This window comes from Salinibacterium sp. NSLL17, assembly GCF_015864935.1.
In the GTDB taxonomy this organism is placed as follows: Bacteria; Actinomycetota; Actinomycetes; order Actinomycetales; family Microbacteriaceae; genus Rhodoglobus.
The window spans coordinates 563,738-580,420 of the sequence record NZ_JADYWH010000001.1 but is presented as its reverse complement, the minus strand read 5'-3'; the positions used below and the strand labels follow the sequence as shown (position 1 = coordinate 580,420).

Here is a 16,683-nt window from a genome sequence, read left to right as displayed (position 1 = left end):
AGCCGTCTCCCTAAGCGATGCGGCTGCCGCGACTCAGCTTTGCCGCTGGGGTCTTGGTGCGAACCCAGGCCCCAGCAAGCAACGCCCCCGCAAGGACGAGGTGAATCGCTAACCCAACGGCCCAGCTCGGAGTCGTGGATTCGATCACGCTGCGAGCACTCGGGACGTCCGGGTATTGCTCACTCTCACCAACGACGCACTCGCCGTAGCTGTACCCCGCGTCCTGCGGAAGTTGGGCCATACGAGTCGACAGTTTGAAGTAGCCGAAGAGGTCGGTCGGTTGATCGTTCGAGTCGTACGCTGTCGGCACGGCATCCGCCAGAATCACGTACGGGTTTGCCGCCAATGCGCCCCAGAACAGATCGAAGCGTGGCGTCTGGTACTCATACTCTTCGGGCGCCGAGCACGCCGTCGGCGCTCCGGCGCTGTCGTATTCAAGCGCGTGGCTTGAGGTCTGAGTTGCCGTCGTCTGCAGCGCCAGCCCCCCAAGAGTGAACGCGATGATGGTGCCGACGCTGAGAGCAGCGACCACCAAGTAGGTCACCACGATGGAGAACAGCGGGCGCGACATGAGGCCCGAAAGCCCCACCCCGACCGCAGCAACGACGCCCAGTTCAAGCGCGAGCACCACGATCGACACGACGATAGTGCTCACCGGAAGCTGGCCGGCGATAGCCGCATAAACGAGGAACGGAATAGCGGCCACCAAAAACGCGAGCGCCGTGATCCACGCCGAGAGAAACTTGCCAACGATCAGTTGGCCGGTTGTGATGAGCGTCACTTGCGTGGTTGCCAGGGTTCCGGCATCCCGGTCGCCATTGATGGCGTTGCCGCTCAGGGCGGGCGCCACCAGTGTACCGAGCAGCAGCACGAAGTAGATGACGGTGGAGTAGACCCCGGCAGCACCATTGTCGTCAGTGCCAAAACCATTCAGCGCGAATGACAACAGCACCGTCACCATGAGGATCAGCGCTACGAAGACACCGAGCAAGATATACCAGCTCGTAGTGCGCACGCGCTGGCGCAGTTCGAGCGAAAGAATTACTCCGACACCGGCGAAGAACGCGCTCATTTACTTTCCTCCGAGCTCAGGTCGATAAAGGCATGTTCGAGGTCGCCCACCGCCGGGGCAAAAGTGCTGATCGCAATGCCAGCACCCACCAGTCGAGCAAGCAGCGTGGATGCCGCAGCCTCCCCCTCAAGCGCAACAAGGAGTTCCGTGCGATCGGTCGCTATCGCAGCCTCCTCGATTCCCTCCGCGACGAGTGCCGCACGCAGGGCCACGACGTCGCTCGAGCGGATGCGCCAGGGACGAGCAGTGGCGCGACTGCGCGCCAAGGCCTCCGCGGACGCCGTGACGCCCTTCGACAGGTACACCGCGCCATCGGCCATTTCGTCGAGCTCAGAGAGCACGTGGCTGGAGACGAGGAGCGTTTTTCCTTCGGAAGCAAGTCGGCGAACAAGCGTGCGCAAATGACCACGGGCAACCGGATCAAGGCCCGAGGCGGGTTCATCGAGCAGCAGGACGCTGGGGTCGTGCACGAGCGCGCGAGCAAGGCTCAGGCGCTGCTTCTGCCCGCGCGAAAGAACGCGAGTGGGGCTGTCGGCAAGCTCGGTGAGGTCGACGAGCGCAATGAGTTCGCTTGCGCGTGCGGCCGCGGCCGCCTTATCCATTGCGTACATGCGCGCGGTGTAGCTGAGCGTATCGCGCACGCTGAGCGTGGGCCACGAACCGAGCACATCAGGCATCCATCCGAGCTGCGAGCGGACCGCTGCCGTCTCGGTGACGGGATCGTGACCGGCAATGCGGATGCTGCCGGCATCCGGTTGAAGCAGGGATGCCAGCATGAGCATGAGCGTGGTCTTGCCGGAACCATTGGGCCCGATGAGGCCGGTGACGGTTCCGGGAGTCGCGACGAAACTGGCGTCGCGCACCGCGTGGACTTCGCCAAACGATCGTGCGACATTTTCGACGACGATCCCGCCGGGCGCTAGTTCGCTTCGTTCGGGCTCGATGGGCGCTGCCTCAACTGACGTCATAATGCTGAGCATAACTGACGAAACCGACCCTGAGGGTGCAGGGAGAACGGTGCGCTCAGGGGGCACTACGTGAGGCCGCCTGAACGCGAGTGGCTCTCCGCCGAGCGCGAGTGACTAAATGTAGATGGCGGGATCGATGTAGTTGAAGCCGTCTTTGGGGGCCTTAGTGCGGCCCTTGGGGCGCGCCACGGCGGGAGCCCCGACGAGAAGAGAATCGGCGGGAGCATCCGCCACCACTACGGCACCAGCACCGACCACCGAGCCAGAGCCGATCGTGATGTCGCCAAGAACGGCAGCCCCAGCGCCCACGACAATGTCGTTGCCGAGCGTGGGGTGACGTTTGCCGCCCTGTGAGCTCGTGCCGCCCAGTGTGACGCCATGGTAAATCAAGACGTCGTCGCCCACGATGGCGGTCTCGCCAATGACGACTCCGGAGCCGTGGTCGATAATGACGCGGCGGCCGATCTGCGCGCCAGGGTGAATCTCAACGCCGGTCAAGAAGCGCACGAACTGGGAGACCACGCGGGCAAGAAAAAATGCCCGCGCAGTCCACAGCCAGTGGCTCAAGCGGTAACCCCACACGGCGTGCATCCCCGAATAGGTCAGCCAAATCTCGAAGGCACCACGGGCTGCGGGGTCGCGTTCGCGCACGGCAGCGATGTCTTCACGAGTTCGAGCAAACAATAGAGGGATCCGTCGTTAGTGGTGGTTAGCGGCGTTGAGTTGAGGTGACTCGGTCTTAGTCGACAAGCCCCTAGTCGACGAGGTCTTCGTAGAGAAGCGTCGACAGGTAACGCTCGCCGAAGCTCGCAATGATGACAACGATGGTCTTTCCCGCGTTCTCGGGGCGCTTGGCCAATTCGAGAGCCGCGTGAACGGTTGCTCCCGAGGAGATACCAGCGAGGATGCCCTCTTCAGCAGCGAGGCGACGAGCCATCGTGACCGACTGAGTGATGTTGACGTCGAGAACCTCGTCGTAGACATCGCGGTCGAGAATCTCAGGCACAAAGTTGGCGCCGATTCCCTGAATCTTGTGGGGGCCAGGAGCTCCACCATTGAGGATCGCGGACTCATCGGGCTCAACAGCGACAACCTTGATCTCAGGGTTCTGTTCCTTGAGGTAACCGCCAGCACCCGTGATCGTTCCACCGGTTCCGATTCCCGCAACGAAGATGTCGACGGCACCGTCGGTGTCATTCCAGATTTCTGGGCCCGTGGTTGCACGGTGAATAGCGGGGTTTGCAGCGTTTGCGAACTGCTGTGCGGCAACGGCGCCTTCAGTAGCAGCAACGATTTCGGCAGCCTTCTCAACGGCGCCACGCATTCCTTCGCCGGCAGGGGTCAAGACGAGTTCTGCACCGAACGCGCGAAGCAACATGCGGCGTTCCTTGCTCATACTCTCCGGCATGGTGAGCACAACGCGGTAGCCGCGGGCTGCACCGACCATGGCGAGGGCGATGCCGGTGTTTCCACTGGTGCCTTCAACGATGGTTCCGCCGGGCTTCAGGGCCCCGGCCTTCTCAGCGGCGTCGATGATCGCAACACCGATGCGGTCCTTCACACTGGCCGACGGGTTCTGGAATTCGAGCTTCGCCAGCACCGTAGCGCCAGCACCGTCTGTGACGGAGTTGAGCTGAACCAACGGGGTGTTACCGACAAGTTCGGTGATGTTCTTATAGATACGACTAGCCATGATTCAGGGGTTCCTTTGCAGGTTGGAGATCGATGGGAGCTTGCTCACCATAGTTAGTAGCAATCAGCAGGCCAAATTTATTTCATCAATCTGGGTAAAAGTACGAAAAGAGGGCCCCGCGTTGTGCGGGACCCTCTTCGCGTTATGCAGCTAGCTGCCAGCTTTCGCCTAGAAGACGAAGACCAGTCGCGGCCAGCTTGTGCTGGACTCCACGAGGTCGTTACCGGAGTACTCAACCGAGATCCAGTGGATGCCGCGGCTGAGCTTCGGCAGCTTCAGCGAGGCATTGCCGCGCTTATCTACCGTGCTCGTGCCGACGGCGGTGCGACCGTCGTAGAAGGTCACCTCGCCTGCGGTCGTGCCATCCTTGCCGACCGTGACGCTGGCATCCGCCGTGACGGAGCGGTTGCCCCACACGAACCAGGAGGAGAGACTCGAGCGAACACTCGAGGAGATCTTCTCCACCGATTGTGCGTCCGATTCTGCAACACCATCCGAGTAACCATCCTTGCTGGCCGTGACCTGCACGCTCAGCTCGGTTCCAATGTCGTCGGTCGTGATGCGGTACCGGCTGTCGGTCGCATCAGCGATCGGTGCACCATCGCGCAGCCACTGGTAGCTGTAGTCGGCCGAAGCCACACTCCAGTTACCGTGCACGGCCTTGACTGTCTTACCAACCTCGACCTTGCCGCGGATGCTCGGTGCCTTCGTGTTCTCGATGGCTTCAGCAGTCGTCGCGACCTCGATGGGCACTACGACCGCAGTGTCGGTTCCCGCAACCATGACGGTCAGCGCGAGCGTGCCCGAAGGTGCGCCGGCGGGGATCGTAACGGTCACGCTAGCGCGGCCCTGCTCATCCGTGGTGTCGACGATGGTGCGGTCGATCGTTGCCGAACCGAGCACGTCTCCATCAACCGAAACCTCGACCGTGGTGGCGTCTGAGCCGCCGCGGCTGAAGGTGAGCGACGAGAGGTCGAGCGTGACGTCATCTCCGGGGTTGTAGCCGTCGGCATCCGGAGCTGAAACAACAGCACCAATGGCGCGCTGTTCGAGCGGCGGGTCAGCGATCGTGTTCTCTTCGAACCACTCGACCATGGACTGCAGGTCGACGCGGCCACTGTCGGCGCGGTCGGTTCCCTCGGCGAGAGTAGCGAAGTTGTCGCCACCGGCCGCGAGGAAGGAGTTGGCAACCACCGTGTAGCTGGCTGCAACATCCACCGGAACACCGTTGAGGTACATCGCGGTTACTCGCTCACCCTGAGCCGCGGTGGGGTCGTACGAGTACGTCAACCCTTCCGAAACTCCGAGCTTGAGGAACGGACGCTGCGCACCCTCGGGCTGCCACTGCTCTTCGAGAACTGACTTGATCTGAGCACCGGTCAGCGACATCGTCGTGAGCGTGTTGCCGAAGGGCTGCACGTTCGCAGCCTCGCGGTACGTCACTTCACCGTCACCGTCGCCAGCACCTGATGCTTCGTAGACGAGGTCCGTGCGCAAACCACCCGGGTTCATGAACGCAATCTCTGCGCCCGAATCGGAAGCTGCCCACAGTTGAACGTCGGCGACGAAGTTGCCGATGGTCGACTCGCCACCACGGTTCTCGGGGAACGGAGTTCCATCAACCGGAGTCTGCACCGCACGGTACATGCTGTCGGAAATTTCTCCGACCTTGGCGTTGCCGAGCTCGGCGGCCGCTGCAGTAGCCTCGTCGACAATCGACTGAACAGCGGCATCGGGCTCGAAGCCCTCAATCGGCAGAACCTCAGCCTCGAAGTCGATGATCTCCTTCGTTGCCGGGTCGACGTTGAGGTCGAAGTGGCCATAGTTGGCACCATACTGTCCGGCCGAAACCACCAAACGCGGGCGGTCCATGCCAGGAACGGTGACCTCGTGGTCGTACGCGAGGTGAGTGTGACCCGACACGATCGCTTCGACCTTCGGGCTCAGGCCCATGACGATCTGGCCAAAGGCCGAGTCGTCGGTCGATGCTGCGATGTCGGTGGATGCCGCACCTTCGTGAACGAGCAGAACGAGAACGTCTGCTTCGCCGTTGGCGTCACTTCCATCGGTGAGGTAGTCCGCAACACGGTCAACCTCGGTCACGATGCTGCGGATCTCGAGCGACTCGATGCCAGCGGGGCTGACCAACTCGTTGAGGTCTTCAGTAACAGCACCGATGAATCCGACGGTCACGCCATCGAACTCCTGCAAGAAGTACTCGTCGTAGGCCGGAGCGTTGGTGTCCCGGTCGTAGAGGTTCGCGGCGAGGTAAGGCCAATCGGCAGCATCCACGATGCGGTCGTCAACATCGGCACGTCCCTGATCGAATTCGTGGTTACCGAAAGAACTCGTGTCGAGTCCGATTTCGTTGAGCACGTCGATCGTGGGCTGGTCGTTCTGGATGAACGAGGTGAATGTCGTGGCTCCGACGAAGTCACCGGCACCAACGAACGTGGTGTTGGGGTTCATGGCTTCCCAGTAGTTCACCATTCCGCCGAGCTGAGCTGCACCGGGGATGCCACGGTCTGCCTCGATACGACCGTGGAAGTCGTTCGTGGTGAGGATCTCGATCTCGACCGGCGCGGCCTCAGTACTGAGGCCAATGCTGATCGGGTCGTGGTCGCTCGAGCGGAACACGCTTCCCGCTTCGGTTGCTCCGAAGGCGTAGCCGCGATCGCCCCACTCGGGCGAGTTGATGTTCCAGACGGCAGCATCGGTCACGTGGTCGGCAAGCGACGGCGAGACGATGATGTGGTCAAGCGATCCCAGTTCACCATCAAACGTGTAGGTGTACTGGTCATCGGTCATGGCCGCGAGAGTGTCAACGAAGCCGGCCTCGGTGAAGACCTGAATCGGATCTTCTTCGGAATAGGCGTTGAAGTCACCGACGAGAACGACCTGGTCGCTCTTCGCTTCGTCAGCGGAGATCGAGTCAACGAGATCCTTCACGGCGTTGGCCTGCTCAACGCGTTCCACATTGAAGAAGCCCTGGCCGTCAGTCGGCTCGGTTCCCGAACCGCCCTTTGACTTGAAGTGGTTAGCGATCACCGTGATGAGCTCACCGTTCGACTCAAAAGTTTGAGCGATCGGTTCGCGCGCGATGTCCCAGACCGACTCGTCAACAGCAGTGAAGCTGTCGCCAACCGGAGTGGCTGCTGCTGGCTTGAAGATGATCGCGTTCGTGATGAAGTCGGTGATGGCCGCATCGTTCAGGTCTGCTGGCGTGCGAACGTAGTCCCACGTTCCGGCGCCGGCAGCCGCGTTGAGAGCACCCACGAGATCCATGAGCGCTTCGTCGAGGTTGCCACCTAGCTTGATCGAGTTCTCGATCTCCATGAGACCCACAACATCCGCATCGAGCGAGTTGATAGCGGCAACGATCTTCGACTGCTGAATGGCGAACTCTTCAGCGGTGTCTGCACCACGAGCATCCGAGTCTTCACTCGTCAGTGTTGTGAAGTAGTTGTAGACGTTGAAGGCCGAAACCTTGAAGTCTCCACCAACAACAGGAGCCGACTCTTCACGCGGGTTCGTGGACTCGAACGTGGGCAGGTACTCCGCCGGGCTCGCATCGTTGATCGCGACGGTCGGCTGCAAACGCCAGTCATCGAAGCCGTAGCTCAGAACGTAGGGGTTCGCCGGGAACTCGACAGTGTCACCGTTGCGCACAAAAGTGTCTGCTGAGAAGTACGGCTGCTCACCGGGGTGAGAACCGTTAGAGATTTGGATGCTGTAGCCATCATCGAGGAAGATGCGGCTGGCACGGTTAGCAGCGGCGATCGCGGCGGCGTCGGCTCCGGCATCCGTAGTCTCGGTGCTCTTGACGGCGAGCTCTTCTGGGCTGAGCCAGAGGGTGCCGAAGTTGTAGAGCTGGTGGCTGGAGCTCACGAGGTAGTCGCCGGTGGGAGCAACGAGCATCGACTCGAGAGGCTCCCGGTCGGCACCAACAACGCTCGCATCGAGGGCGGATGCCTCGACACGGTCAGCCGGGTCAAGGTCGGCGGCGGCCGTCACGAGTTCGACGGCCGTGCCCGAACCGAGCTGGGTCAGTCCGAAGTATTCAGCGACGGGGCCGGTTGCGGTGACCTTGTCTCCGATTAACACTGCGGGGTTCGCACTGCCCAGGAAGATGAAGATTCCGTCGGAGGCGCCGGGCGTAGCATCGCTCGCCCCACCCGATCCGGGAGTCTGGATGACAATGCCACGGTAGCCGGAGGCCCCACGGTAGTCAGCGGTGACAACACCCTCGACGGTGACGGTGTTGCCGACCATGGTGCTCGAGGCTGAAGTGCCTTGAACGTCGGCAATAGTTGCTGTTGCTTCGGCCGCTAGGGCGGCCGGAGCGGTGATCGCGGTCAACGCAATGGCGCACGACGTGGCAAGAGCCCCGATCGTGAGCCGCGTTGGCCTGCTGCTTCGTGGATACATAGCGGGCAGTCCCCTTATGAATTGTGAAATCAACGGTCTACCCCCAATGGGGGTATGTCAGACGATAGCCCTGCCCACAGCTCATTCCAAGGTTTTAAACGAATTGCTCATGTGCGCGTAACCCGTTGTTATTGTGCGCAGCGTGCGGCCTCGCGACTCGGCCAGCTACCCGCTTCGTGCGTCGGTCTGCGACGCCGTTACTGGGCCGAATTGCGCACAAAAGCGTGCGCCCGCGCCGCCAACGAACGCGAAAGGCGACCGAAAAGATCGACGCTTGCCCGCCCCGGCCAATCCTCGGGCAACGCAGAATCCGGCAACCCCGGATCGACGTACGGGATCACACGCCACTGATCGAGAGCATGGATATAGCACGCGAACGCTTCGGCATCGGTCGACGCCGGGCCCACCAAGGCTGAGTGCTGGGCGAGAAAACTGTCGTGCAATTCACGCAAGCGGTCGAGGTCCCACCACTGGGCTACGGCATCCGCGAACGACTGAGTCGTCTCGGGCCGTCCCGCAATAAACAGCGTCGCGCACTCACTCAGTTCGAGATTTTCAAGAATGCGCAACACTTCTGGCTTGAGGTGCGCCGGGCAAATCCAGAGGCCGGTGGCGACGGTGCCGCACCCGATCCAGCCGAGCCTGCGACGAAGCTGGTGGCGTTCATCGCGGCGTGATTCGGGGATCGAAAACGAGATCAGACACCACGGGTCATCTTCGCGCTGCTGGCGAAAGCTGAAGACGCGGCGATCGCCGCTCTCGAGCATCGGCACGGCATCCTCGTTCACGCGGTAGCCCTGCTGGCCGTCGACCATTTCAGGCACAAGAAGGCCCTTTGATTTCACTCGTGCGATGGCGCTGCGGGCGCCATTGGCAGAGACTCCCAGCGCTTCCATGATGCGCACGAGATGCGCCGACGAGATCCAGCCGCCAAGCTGACGCAGCTGCGAGCCCACAAAGGTGCGGAGCAGGGCTGTTGCACTCCCGGGGCGGGAGTCGAAGTCATCCAGAATCATGGCGGTTACTTGGTGAGCTGTGCGTGAATGGCCTCGATGCCGAGCTGCACTTCGGCGAAGGTTGTGCTGAGCGGCGACAACCCGAGGCGGATGCCGTGAGGCCGGCGGAAGTCAGGAATGATCCCCTGTTTCCAGAGTTCGGCATTCACGGCGGCGAAGCTCTCGTGGTCGATCGTGACGTGGCTGCCCCGTTCGGCGGCATCCCGCGGCGAGCTGACGGTGACGCCGAGCGGCACGAGCAGTTCGTCAACGAGCGCGAGCGCGTACTCGGTGAGGGCGACCGACTTGGCGCGGATCGCGGGGATGCCCGCCTCTTCGATAAGGCCGAGCATGTCTTGCATCGCGAGCGAGCCGACGACCGATGGTGTGCCACTGATGAAGCGACGGATGCCTTCGTGCGGTGCGTAGCCTGGCCCCATTTCGAAGGGGTTGTTGCTGCCCATCCACCCTTGGATCGGCTGCGTCATGGCCTCGATGTGCTCGGCGCGCACGTAGCCGAAGGCGGGGGAACCCGGGCCTCCGTTGAGGTATTTGTACGTGCATCCAGCAGCCAGGTCGACGCCCCAGGCATCGAGTTCGGTTTCGACGACGCCGGCGGAGTGGCAAAGATCCCAGAGCACGAGCGCTCCGGCCTCGTGGGCGAGGGCGGTGATGCCGGGCATATCGGCGAGGTGGCCGGAGCGGTAGGCGACGTGGCTGATCACGACAAGGGCCGTGTTCTCGTTGAGCGCGTCCTTTACTTCGGCGGCGGTGACTCCCCCGTCGCTCGCGGGGTCGATCCAGCGCAGCGTCTTGCCGAGCTCGGCGGCGATGCCCTCGACCAGATAGCGATCGGTCGGAAAGTTGCCGGTGTCGATCACGATCTCGCTGCGCTCGGGGCGCGCGCTCAGACCCGCGCGAATCAGCTTGTAGAGCACGACCGTGGTCGAGTCGCCGATGAACGTTTGGCCGGGTGCAGCACCGAGCGTTGCAGCGCCGAGACGATCGCCGAGGGTGAGAGGCAGTTCGTACCACGCTTCATCCCAGCCACGGATGAGACGGCCACCCCACTGCTCGTCAACGAACTCGGCCAAGCGGGCCGCACTCGCGGTGGTGGGTCGCCCGAGCGAGTTGCCGTCGAGGTAGGCACGCACTTCAGCGGATCGCACGAACTTGGTCGGGTACTGCTTCAGCGGGTCGGCGGCGTCGAGTGCTGCTGCGGCCTCGGCACTCGTGTCGAGTGGCGCGCTGGCTCCGGTGGGCGCAGCCGTCGCGTCATCGTGCGCAGCAGTCGGCGCGTGGGTGTCGGTCATAGGTCGATCCTCCATGTGGTCGGGATGGGGGTTGTTGCGGTGGGAACAGCGCTGTCGCCGTCCCAAGCCGCGTGCGCGCGGGTCGCGCTCACGGCAAAGTCAGCGTGAAGCAGCTCACGGGCCGTGACCACGGTGGCGGTCATGAGCCACGACGCGAGGTCGGCATCCGCGGTCGGCACCGTCGGCAAGTAGCTCACGGTGCTGCCGAAACCGGGTAAGCACAACGCCCGCAACAGGGCGTCGTAGCGCACCCCGGCATCCTGCAGTGCGGTCAGTTCGCGCTGGTTGAGGCCGGGAGGAAGATCGCCATTGCCCATGTCGGTGCCGTAACGAACGGTGCCGCCCGCGGCGTGAAAGCGTCGCAGGTTGTCGCTCGCAGTCTCGAAGTCGCGACCACGCTGGCCATAGCCGTGGATGTCGAGGGTGCTGATCCACGAGTGACGTCCGGCAAGAAAGCGGGAGTTCGGCTCCGCCATTTCAGCAATCAGGGCGTCACTGAGTTTCTCGGTCCATGGTGTGTGCGCCAGGCGATCGGCCCCCGCAGAAAACGCCCGCTGCGCTTGCCCTGGCCCCTGCACATGAACGACAACTTCGGCGCCGCGACTGTGCGCGTACTCCACCAGTGCGCACAAGGTTTCATCATCAACGACCGGGCCATCCTCGGCATTCAGCGCAACCTTCACAAAGGTCGCACCAGCGGCGAGCTGCTGCGCGACCGCCGCCATCGCCTGCTCACCCGTCTCCACTTCAGCAACCGCAAGCGTCGCCGCCCACGCACGATTCGCCGGGTAAGCATGAGGCGCGGTAATGAAAGCGCCCGCGTGGTTCAGCGCGGGAACCGCATCGTCAATCACCCACTCTCGCAGACGCTCAGGATGCCCACCCAAATCGTCGACCGCCGCGAGGCCGCCAGCCACGAGAGCGCGCGGCTCCGTCAATCCGAGATGCACGTGCGCGTCGCGAAAGCCCGGCAGCAGCACTCCCGGAAGACGCACCGCGGTCGGGATTGCGGCATCCGCTATCGCTCGAATGCCGTGGGGGCTGACCCGCACTGTGGCCGGGCCGTGCCATTCACGCAGCCAATAGCCGTCGACGGCGTAGTCGACGGTGAGCGCTGACTCGGTGGTTGGTCCGGTCGCCGCAGGGAGCTGCGGAGCTGGGTTCGGTTGTTCGGTCACGAGCGGCCGATCTCAGTGCGCACGGCAAAGAGTTCCGGGAAGAAGGTGAGGTCGAGTGCCTTCTGCAGAAAGCCGACGCCGCTCGAGCCGCCGGTGCCGCGTTTCGTGCCGATGATGCGCATGACTGTTTTCATGTGGCGGAAACGCCACAGTTGGAAGTTGTCTTCGAGGTCGACGAACTCTTCGCAGGCTTCATAGGCGAGCCAGTGTTCGCTTTCGTTGTCGTAGATGTGGCGGAAAGTGTCGATGAGCTCGTCGTTTTGCTCATAGCCGCGAGTCACGTCACGGCCCAGCACGGCGTCGGGAATCTCGTAGCCGTGGCGGCTGAGGTAACGCAAGAACTCGTCGTAGACGCTGGGCTCGGCGAGCAGCTTACTGAGCAGGGCGTGGGCTTCAGGCTGCGATTCGAACACTTTCAGCATGCCGGCGTTCTTGTTGCCGAGCAAAAACTCGACAGCGCGGTACTGGTACGACTGGAATCCGGATGAGCTGCCCAAGTAGTCGCGAAACTGCGAATACTCGCTCGGCGTCAGCGTCGCGAGCACTGACCACTGCTCGGTGAGGGTGCGCTGGATGTGCTTGACGCGTGCAATGCGCTTGAGCGCAATAGAGAGGTTGTCGCTCGCAATGAGATCGCGGGCCGAGGTGAGTTCGTGGATCACGAGCTTGAGCCACAGCTCGGTGGTCTGATGCTGGATGATGAACAACATCTCGTCGTGATGCTCAGGGGTGCTTTGCGGAGTCTGCGCGCTCAGCAGCGTGTCGAGTTCCAGATACGAGCCGTACGACATCCTCTTACTAAAGTCGGTGACAATCTCGTCTTCCAGGGCACGTTCGCTGTGGTTATCAGACATGCCGATACCCTATTGCACTTTTGCGACGGCCGCCACATTTGTGTTCCTGATCGCCTGTTGTCTCCTTCGTTCAGAGCGCGTCGCACTGGCGAGCAAAGCATTATTGCCGACCAGCCAGAGCTTCAGTCGTTTCCCTGTCAACAAAGTGGAGATGAATTTATTACTCCTTTTGAGCCGGAGAGCCCGCGCTGTCGACGCAGCCCGAGGCCAGTTCCTTGCGCAATCGACACTGTGCGCTTTAGTCGTGGTCGAGCGCAACATCGAGTCAAGAATTCGCCGACGCCGTCGCCGGGGCCCTTAAACGGTCTTGCTAGCACCCGGCGTTCAGCGTGAACGCCGGGAATCCGTCCGTCTACTCAGTTCACCCCTCGTGACGAGGCTGTGTCAGACATGGCAAGCGAGTCCAATTCTCGTAAAAATTGAGATACTCTCGCTGCAGACTCGAAAGGACTGCAATGGAACTCACGCCCGCACACGAAGATAGACTCTTCGACCCCGATAACGATGAGATCGAGGATTCCACGCCCCTCACGGAATACGATCTTGTTTCTACCCCGAACGACTTCAATGTCATGACGATCAAGAGCTTTCTAGAGTCGGGCGCAGTCAAGATTCCGCGATATCAACGAAACTTTGTGTGGGACCGAGCTAGATCTTCCAAGCTAATCGAATCCCTGATCTTGGGACTTCCTGTCCCTCAAGTTTTTCTTTATGAGGACGCGCGCAATTCCTTTCAGATAATTGACGGTCAGCAGCGCCTCATGTCCATCTACTTTTTCCTTGTAGGACGCTTTCCCCGCAAGAAAGTAAGACCCCTTCTTCGCAGTTTTTGGGGGGAAAAAGGCGCGATCCCTGCAGAGGTGTTGTTCGACGACGCATACTTTGAGCCGTTCAAGCTAAGCCTCAAAACGACGGATGGGCGACCCGAAAATTCTCTGAATGGCGAGAATTTTGAGACTCTGGGAGAGCGCCAGGTTCAGCTCTCGATGCGTCCGCTACGAAACGTCATCATCAAGCAGGTCAGTCCGGCCGGTCGTGGCGCGGTATACGAGATCTTTAATCGCCTGAATACAACTGGTGTCAACCTGACACCGCAGGAAATTAGAGTGAGTTTAGCCAGTTCGGCTTTCATGGAGATGCTATTCGAGATAAATGACATGCCTGAATGGCGAACTCTGCTAGGCATGGAGTCGCCGGATCCGCGGCTCAAGGATCTAGAGATTCTTCTGAGAGCATTCGCGATGGCAGACGGAACGGTGGACTACAAACCATCAATGGTTCGGTTTCTGAATGAGTACGCCGACGAGACACGTAGTTTTTCTTTGAATACGACACAGGAGCGAGTCGAGCTCTTCAAAGAGTTCCTAAGATGTTCAGCGCTTTGGAAACGAGACCATTTCCTTGCTTCTGGAAGATTCAGCGTCCCCGTGTTCGAAGCCGTATACGCAGGCTTCGCAAAAGCCAAAATGGAGACCGGAACGACGCCAATACTCCGCGATGAAGCGCTCAGCGATCTAGTTACAGACTCCGAATTCATCGCCGCCTCATCGAACAAGACAACTGATACTCGAAATGTCGATCGCCGGATCAATCTCGCTGCTGACGCTTTCCGGTCTGCTTAGGAGACGATCGGATGCAGTTGACTAACTTCTTTGAGGATCGCCTTCTGATCGCTGAGTCTCTCGACGAGGGCGGTGATCTTTCAATGATCAATACTTTCGCCACCGACTTACCTAGAGTTTTTATCGTCGCGGCAGCAAGCCATTTCGAGACTGTGGTAACCGACTATATTCACGATTTTTTTTCCGAAACAAGTCAAGAGAATCCCGCGGTTTTGGAATTCATGAAGCGGAAGGCATTATTCCGGAACTACCACACCCTTTTCGAATGGAAAGGGAATTCTGCAAACGGATTCTTCGCCGTGTTCGGTGAAGAGCGGACGAAGCACTATAAGGCACTCGTACAAGATACTGATTGGGTCGGACCCGCCGCTTCTGACTTTCTGAAGCTCGGACGAGCCCGAAACGAACTTGTGCACGGTGACTTCGCTTCTCATTCGCCCTCCTTATCTGCGAAAGAGGTCCAGCAGCGATTTATCTCAGCGCAGCGGTTTGTGCAGTGCATTCCAGCAGTAATCCGTTTGCAAGATATTCCGGCTGCCGCAGCTGGCACTCCACCCGCGGAAATCGTTCAATCTAGTTGAAATCTCCACTTGTCCCTTCAGCATGAAACTGCCAATGACCCACCTTCTCCAAAAGTTGGTTGTCTCGAAAGCAACTGATTACTTCTTCGGGAACAGCAACTAAAGCAACGCTTGCAGGGACGCGTCGGGAGTCTGTTTTGTTTGACATTTAGACGGTTCCATTTTCCGCAAAAGGACCCGAAGTACCGGGATCGATACACGTGCGCGAAGGACTTGAGTTGCGCGCCGGACAAGATAGACCCCTCCAGAGAGATCGGTGTTCGATAAGGAGAGAATAGACACCGCCTGTTCGGCACCGCGCGAGCTAAAACCCCGCTAAGTTCACTCGGAAAGAGAATTTGCGTGCCGCGCTCAACCTCTGGGACTCAGCTAGTTGCTATTGTTCGAAGAGCAGCACCGCTGGATGAGACTCCCTCACTGAACCGAAGGAAACCCATGGACCCCCGTTTACTTATAGCCATCGGCGACGTGCTCTCGGGAGAGAATCTGCAAACTATCGCCTCAAGCGGGTCAGCCTCGAAAACTGGAGTTGAGGTTCGACAGGCCCTCCTGGTTCAGGCAGGATCCCAGAAGGCCAGCACCGGCACTCCGATTCCGTTGCTTCGTGGTGTTGCCCAGACGGACGCAACTCACGCGGCGGCGGGCGGCGGCGCGAAGTCCGCCGGTGGGCGCGGAGTTGAAGGAGGCATCAAGACGTTGGATCAAGCGGAACTGACCGCCCAACTCGCGGTTTACGGCGTAAAAGCAACCGCAATCGTCGCGGCGGTCATAGTGCGATATGGGGTACTCGTGCATCGCGATAGGAAAGCCGCCCGCGAAGAACTGAGTGGAAGTCTCTAGCGCTCAGACCCGAAGCCCTCGGAAACTCGCTCCGTATCGATATTCATCTTGCACCGTATATGGCACTACGCGAAGTTGAACCCAGCGAAAGGCTTCACCTAAAGTCTCCCACCGACACGATAATTTCTATCTCTAGCTGCGGATCGAGTTGGGTTTCCAGGTCACCGAACATATCATCCAAGATCTCCTTTTCATAAGGCACACGCACACGCACACGCTGCTCTCTTCACTCGTTCACCGCCGCGCACGCCTTACGGGCGAGCGCCCTTCTTTTTGTGCCGGTGGGCTGCGTCGGCTCAAACTCCGCACCGAAGTTTACGAGCCAGCCGTGAGGGTCTCGGCAAACCGGGGATCGGCAGCACACCTAATATGACCGCTGAACCACCGACGAATGCGTCGGTCCCTCGGCAGACCCGATTTGCCTTGGGGTTCGCGCGGATTGGCGAAACTATTCTGCTCGGCATCGCACTTGCTATACGCCTGAACGCAGAATTCCTCCGGTGCGTAATTATTGGCTTGTGGTTCAGCCTAGGGTTGCACGAGCGCGCACGGCGCCCTTCCCATCGGATAATTATTGAGTGATCGCCCATGACTTACTTACCCAACTTGCCGCCCTTCCCTCCTCCAATACACGCGACTCTTTTCTTTCATTCGCCAGCGCTGGAAACAGGAGTGCACTCAAGCGCGACGGCGGCCCCGAACACGTCACCGCATCCTGCTTCGTGTTCTCCCCCGACTTCGAGCGCGTGCTGTTGTGCTTTCACCGCAAGGGACAGTTTTGGGTGCAGTTCGGCGGCCACATCGAGCCGCAGGATGCGTCGATTGCAGATGCCGCGTTGCGCGAGGCTCGCGAGGAGTCGGGCATTGCCCGCCTCTCCCTCCTCTCGGACTCGATAGTCGACCTCGACCGCCACGAGCTGCACGGTGGCTTCGCGTGCGCAGCACACTGGGATGTCGGCTTTGTCGCACTCGCGGCGGCAGATGTCGACTTCGCGGCCAGCGACGAAAGCGAAGACGTGCGCTGGTTCGCCACGAACGCTCTCCCCGCCGAGGTGCCCACCAACTTCCCCGGCCGGCTGGCCGCCGTGCTGAAAGCCGTAGCGCCGCGCTAGTCGGCGTCAACCACAGCGGGCACACGC

At 60.7% G+C, this 16,683-nt stretch carries 13 protein-coding genes; 4 read left to right on the top strand and 9 right to left on the bottom strand.

Annotated features, from left to right (window positions below):
* Positions 1-10: 10 nt before the first annotated feature.
* From I6E51_RS02775 to kynA, 9 genes are all read right to left on the bottom strand, one after another.
* A complete protein-coding gene (locus I6E51_RS02775) occupies positions 11-1,072 on the bottom strand; it encodes an ABC transporter permease (RefSeq protein WP_197109385.1) in 1,062 nt (353 codons plus the stop codon).
* Positions 1,069-2,040, bottom strand: coding sequence for an ABC transporter ATP-binding protein (locus tag I6E51_RS02770; RefSeq protein ID WP_197109384.1), 972 nt, complete (start codon positions 2,038-2,040; stop codon positions 1,069-1,071). Before I6E51_RS02770 ends, I6E51_RS02775 begins: the two co-directional genes overlap by 4 nt.
* Before the next feature lie 114 nt (positions 2,041-2,154).
* On the bottom strand, positions 2,155-2,724 hold the full coding sequence (gene cysE / locus I6E51_RS02765) for a serine O-acetyltransferase (RefSeq protein WP_197109383.1): 570 nt from the start codon (positions 2,722-2,724) through the stop codon (positions 2,155-2,157).
* A 70-nt stretch (positions 2,725-2,794) separates the two neighbouring features.
* Positions 2,795-3,733 carry a cysteine synthase A gene (gene cysK, locus I6E51_RS02760; RefSeq protein WP_197109382.1) on the bottom strand — a complete coding sequence of 313 codons (939 nt, stop codon included), beginning with the start codon at positions 3,731-3,733 and terminating at the stop codon, positions 2,795-2,797.
* 168 nt (positions 3,734-3,901) lie between these two features.
* Positions 3,902-8,161: an ExeM/NucH family extracellular endonuclease gene (locus I6E51_RS02755; protein ID WP_197109381.1), complete on the bottom strand. Its 4,260-nt coding sequence runs from the start codon at positions 8,159-8,161 to the stop codon at positions 3,902-3,904.
* Between the two features lie 197 nt (positions 8,162-8,358).
* Positions 8,359-9,177, bottom strand: a complete 819-nt coding sequence (locus I6E51_RS02750) for a PaaX family transcriptional regulator C-terminal domain-containing protein (RefSeq protein WP_197109380.1) — start codon at positions 9,175-9,177, stop codon at positions 8,359-8,361.
* A gap of 5 nt (positions 9,178-9,182) precedes the next feature.
* The gene (locus I6E51_RS02745; RefSeq protein WP_197109379.1) at positions 9,183-10,469 is read right to left on the bottom strand and encodes a kynureninase; all 1,287 of its coding nucleotides are present in this window, start codon (positions 10,467-10,469) and stop codon (positions 9,183-9,185) included.
* Positions 10,466-11,647, bottom strand: coding sequence for an amidohydrolase family protein (locus tag I6E51_RS02740; RefSeq protein ID WP_197109378.1), 1,182 nt, complete (start codon positions 11,645-11,647; stop codon positions 10,466-10,468). Before I6E51_RS02740 ends, I6E51_RS02745 begins: the two co-directional genes overlap by 4 nt.
* On the bottom strand, positions 11,644-12,501 hold the full coding sequence (kynA, locus tag I6E51_RS02735; protein ID WP_197109377.1) for a tryptophan 2,3-dioxygenase: 858 nt from the start codon (positions 12,499-12,501) through the stop codon (positions 11,644-11,646). Before kynA ends, I6E51_RS02740 begins: the two co-directional genes overlap by 4 nt.
* 455 nt (positions 12,502-12,956) lie before the next feature.
* Between kynA and I6E51_RS02730 the strand changes: the two genes are divergently transcribed.
* The 4 genes from I6E51_RS02730 to I6E51_RS02715 all read left to right on the top strand — a co-directional run bounded on the left by I6E51_RS02730 (position 12,957) and on the right by I6E51_RS02715 (position 16,656).
* The gene (locus tag I6E51_RS02730; protein WP_197109376.1) at positions 12,957-14,123 is read left to right on the top strand and encodes a DUF262 domain-containing protein; all 1,167 of its coding nucleotides are present in this window, start codon (positions 12,957-12,959) and stop codon (positions 14,121-14,123) included.
* Between the two features lie 11 nt (positions 14,124-14,134).
* The gene (locus tag I6E51_RS02725; protein ID WP_197109375.1) at positions 14,135-14,704 is read left to right on the top strand and encodes a HEPN domain-containing protein; all 570 of its coding nucleotides are present in this window, start codon (positions 14,135-14,137) and stop codon (positions 14,702-14,704) included.
* Between the two features lie 435 nt (positions 14,705-15,139).
* A complete protein-coding gene (locus I6E51_RS02720; RefSeq protein WP_197109374.1) occupies positions 15,140-15,544 on the top strand; it encodes a hypothetical protein in 405 nt (134 codons plus the stop codon).
* Positions 15,545-16,122: 578 nt separating this feature from the next.
* A complete protein-coding gene (locus tag I6E51_RS02715) occupies positions 16,123-16,656 on the top strand; it encodes an NUDIX hydrolase (RefSeq protein ID WP_197109373.1) in 534 nt (177 codons plus the stop codon).
* The last annotated feature ends 27 nt before the right edge of the window (positions 16,657-16,683 follow it).